Source organism: Cupriavidus sp. L7L (genome assembly GCF_004353535.1).
GTDB lineage: Bacteria > Pseudomonadota > Gammaproteobacteria > Burkholderiales > Burkholderiaceae > Cupriavidus > Cupriavidus oxalaticus_A.
In genome coordinates, this window is record NZ_SMNY01000141.1 from 1 (window position 1) to 3,953 (window position 3,953).

The following is a 3,953-nucleotide window of genomic DNA, read 5'->3' on the forward strand; positions in this document are numbered from 1 at the left end:
GGGCGGATGCCGGCTTGGCCTGCGCGAGCGCCTGCGCGCGCATGGCGCGCAGGCGCCCCTTCGTCGGATCCGGCTCCCGCATGAGATCTTCGCGCAAGGCGGAGGCCGCGGATGGGTTGCCTCCCACGCTAGCGGCAACCCGAACGATCTCCTGCTGGCTGGCAGGCAGATTGTCGCGGACCGACATCGCCAGTGTCAGCACCGCGAGCGCGCATAGGGCGAGAGCTTTGGCATTCTTCACCACGCTAGGGCTCCGCAAAGAAGTCGCGCTCGTCCTGGCGGTCGCAGTACACCATCCCTCCACCCACAAGCACCACGGCGCGCTGACCTGGCCGCAAAGACTGCACGAAGCTCGGCCAGCCGATGCGGCCGGCGACAAGCATCGATACCATCCTGAAAAGTCGAAGCGGGTAACTCAGCATGGTCGCTCTCTCCTTTGTATGAGTCGCCTAGATCGAGACACGATAGCCGCAACTTGCCGGCAACGCCGTGATGATCGTATCGATCACCGAGTACCCCGGATACGCCTTTCCCGCCTGCTTGGTGAAGACAGTCAGCGCAGCATCGGACGTGGCTGCCAGTACGAAACTCTGCACCAGCTTAATCACCCCGCTTTCGCCCTCCTTGCGCAAAACAGCAGACACGACAAACCGACCATCATTCGCCGCGGGCCAGACGCTCTCGCTTTCAGTTGGCGGAAAATTGCTATGCGCATCCGCCATGGCGGCGCTTAAGGCCAATGCAATTGCCAGGCACAGTCGAATGGCGGTCATTGCTTCTCAGACTTTGTTGGCAGGATGGAGAGGGTCTGCCCCCAAGAAACACGCTATCCGGAGCACGGCAGGACCCCCGTTTTACTGCCTTTGCAAGCCTGCGTCTCGATCATGGTTGCTTTCCTCGGCGTTATGCCTCGATTACGGGGTCAACGTCATTCGTGTACGTGCGGTCCGTCTTTTCCGACGCCTGAACGCCATCAATATCGGCACGCCAAGCGGTTTCCTTCACACCGCCCGCTACCCCGCCAGCGGCGTAGCGGCTCCTGCCAGCCATCTCGGCAACTCGATTATTCCCAACTCGGCGAGCCCTGCGACTCTCGCTCTACGCCTCTTCCAACGCGTTGAGCTGAACCTGCATGAACTTCGATGCCGTGGAGCCCACCGAGTCCCTGTACACCGCCATCGTTTTCCACGGCTTGATGAACTTCAGCACGCTCTCTTCGATGTTGAGCTTCTTGCACGATGCACTCCAGTAGTAGCTATCGATGCCCAGCAGGATCTTGGTGCCAACTGTCGTGATTACCGCCTCCGGGAAATGGGACGGCGCTTGCGACACCACCCATAGCGCCATTCCGAACTTCCGAAGCTCTAGGCAGATTTTGTTGTAGATGCTGTCGGGGTCGTCATCGAAGAGGTTGTGCGCCTCGTCCGCGCCGAGGATCTCCCGCACCTGGGGAACCGGGCCCATCAGTTTCCGACGACGGGCGATGTACTGCGCTCGGACCATGCAAAAGAGCGTCTTTTCTTCTTCTGACAAGCTGGTTAGGTCATACGACCAAACCTTTGCGTCGGGATCGAACGGAGGAGGATTTGCATTGAAGATTCCCCGCGCCTCGAAGTTCTTCAGCCGGTCGATCACCCCTTTCAGCGTTTCCTTGCTGTCGTACTTGATCAGGTTGTCGAACTCCAGTCCGTTCTCGATGGACGCGATGTACTCGTCCACCTTGTCGCGGAAAAGGGCGACCGCCGCGTCGAAGTCCTTCTGTGCCTTCTCCTTCTCTTCTGTGGAAAAGGCCTTCTCCTGCTTCACCTGGGCCCGGTACTTGCGGGCAGCAGCACTGTTCATAGCCTCCAGCGCGCCCACGGCGCGGAAGCCGGATTCGCTACCGTTCAGCCCGCCATACATGGCCTTCAAGCGCCGCTCCGCAAAGCCGATGGCATCACGCAGCGTCGGATAGTAGAGGTTCAATTCGCCCCAGCGGCGCTGCTCCCAGATCTCGTCACGCAGCGCCTCTGTCATCTCCTTGCGCACCCACGTTGCGGGCTGACGCTCGTGAATACCGTAGAACGCATATAGATCCGTCAGGAGGTTGCGCAACGTAGCCTCCTGACGGTCCATCAGCTTGCGGGACGTCTGGTTGATGGTGGAGATCAGGAAGTTGATTTGGCGATTTACACCGCCTGTTCTCGGATCGGTGTCGAGGACCAGCGGGTTGTAGCCATATCGAGTCTCGCCGTCGAACCGGACCCGGGACTCGCCCTCGATGACCAAGTCGCCGTGCACATCAAGATTGTGATAGCGCTCAAACTCGTCGCCGGCAGTAGCGACAGCCTCCGAGATCATTTGCTTTAGCCGGGTACTTTTCCCGGTGCCGCTCTTCCCGCACACAAGTATGTGGGGGTTGATGATGCTCGCAGGATCCCAAAAGACGGGTACATCCGTCGACTGGTGCTTGCGTTTGTAGTCGTCGTAGCCGAGGAACACTCGCATGATGTTTTAGTGCCGAATAGGTGCAGGGTTGGCGTGCTCACTTCGCCAGCCAGCCCCTCAGTAGGTAGCGCGGACACGCCGTCAGCAAGAAGGGGGATGCCGCAACGAGTCCTGCGAGAGACGTTTGAGCGCCCTCCATCCCTAGTACGGGATCAAAGCAGTTCGCCAGTTCTTCCGCCGCAAGGCATAGCCAGATCGGATGACTCGCCCAGATGATGAAAGACGCAGCGAGCCACAGGCCGACAATGGCCACCGCGCCCCGTACGCTCATGCCGACCGCGCTGCTGCGGGGCGCAGTTCGCTAACGTTCGTTGACTCGCCGCCCGTTGCGCCTTCGTCTCGGTTCAACTCGACCCGCGCGTTCGCGCCTAGATCGATTCCCAGCTCCTTGACCGGATCCGGGTCGGCTGGCTGCTCCGCGATGACATTCGGGATCACCATAGTCAGCCTCCCATCAAGTCTCGCGCCTTCGGCCATGGCCAGAGTGCTGTACCGAATGTCGCCCCGCACAGCTGCGCCTTCCGTGAGAATCACTCGCTCGGCCTCAATGTCGCCCTCGACTTGGCAGCTGACGATCACAGCCTTCCCTCGGATGCTCCCGTGAACGCTGGACGTCTTGGTCAGAATGACCTGGTGGTCCCCAGTCACAGTGATGTTTCCGCGAACCGGTCCTTGAAACACGACGTTCTCGCCGATCTCAATCTCACCGACAACGGTCATGGATGCAGGAATGAGCGTGTGAACCACCTCTGTCCCATCCACGCGCGGGAGCTTCACCTTGGTTGGGATGGCTGGCACTGTCAGAGCATTGCCCGCTTCCGACGGCCCACCTGGCGCGGGCCTGCCCTGCGTCGTTCGCGGCTGCTGCCTCTCGTCGTCTTGAAGCGGCTTCATCGGAAGCTCGATTTGCTTCTTTCGTACGAGCCCCGTCGAAAGAAGAAAGCGCGTGAGGATGGGAGGATTGGTTTGCATACTGGCCTCAGTTCGGCACGTTGACGATGCGCTTGTCCGTTACGACCGTGCGCGATTGCGGATCAACGGCGACCAGCACCTCGCCGCTTGGAAGGCGCGCGCCAACGGCATGACGCGCGCCAGCAATCACCACGGACTCTTTCTCGAATGCGCTAATGCCACTCTTCTCCGCAGTCATGAATTCGACTGGAAGCGCGCTCACTTCGACTTTCGTGGACTTGGCTGTCGCAACTGTTTTACGTGCCGCTTGCATGGACGTGGAGATCTCCTCCTTCGCCTTCTGGGTGGTCGCTTTCGGCAGGGAAGTCAGCAGCGTTTCGAGATCTGCAAGGGTGCGCTCCGCTTCCGCCAGTCGGACGTTCTGCGCCTCCGCAGTTGCTCGCAATGCCGCGAGCATCACGGCTGACGTGGCCTCGCGGTGAGCGTCACGCGACAACTCTTTCGGTCCTGGCCCTACAACTCCCGATGCCGCTCGCTTGTCCGAGCTGGTCACG

The 3,953-nt window shown here is 60.4% G+C and carries 6 protein-coding genes; all 6 read right to left on the reverse strand.

Annotation, left to right across the window (positions count from 1 at the left end):
• Positions 1 to 244 (reverse strand): hypothetical protein (locus E1J61_RS36580; protein WP_133098622.1); only part of this gene is annotated, 244 nt, incomplete at its 3' end.
• 1 nt (position 245) lies between these two features.
• A complete protein-coding gene (locus tag E1J61_RS37690) occupies positions 246 to 422 on the reverse strand; it encodes a hypothetical protein (protein WP_165971633.1) in 177 nt (58 codons plus the stop codon).
• Between the two features lie 27 nt (positions 423 to 449).
• Positions 450 to 773, reverse strand: coding sequence for a hypothetical protein (locus E1J61_RS36585; protein WP_133098623.1), 324 nt, complete (start codon positions 771 to 773; stop codon positions 450 to 452).
• 325 nt (positions 774 to 1,098) lie between these two features.
• Positions 1,099 to 2,487, reverse strand: coding sequence for a helicase HerA-like domain-containing protein (locus tag E1J61_RS36590; protein WP_133098624.1), 1,389 nt, complete (start codon positions 2,485 to 2,487; stop codon positions 1,099 to 1,101).
• Between the two features lie 267 nt (positions 2,488 to 2,754).
• Positions 2,755 to 3,459: a polymer-forming cytoskeletal protein gene (locus tag E1J61_RS36595; protein WP_133098625.1), complete on the reverse strand. Its 705-nt coding sequence runs from the start codon at positions 3,457 to 3,459 to the stop codon at positions 2,755 to 2,757.
• A 7-nt stretch (positions 3,460 to 3,466) separates the two neighbouring features.
• Positions 3,467 to 3,953, reverse strand: a 487-nt coding sequence (locus E1J61_RS36600; RefSeq protein WP_207951314.1) for a hypothetical protein, incomplete at its 5' end; no start/stop codon positions are given.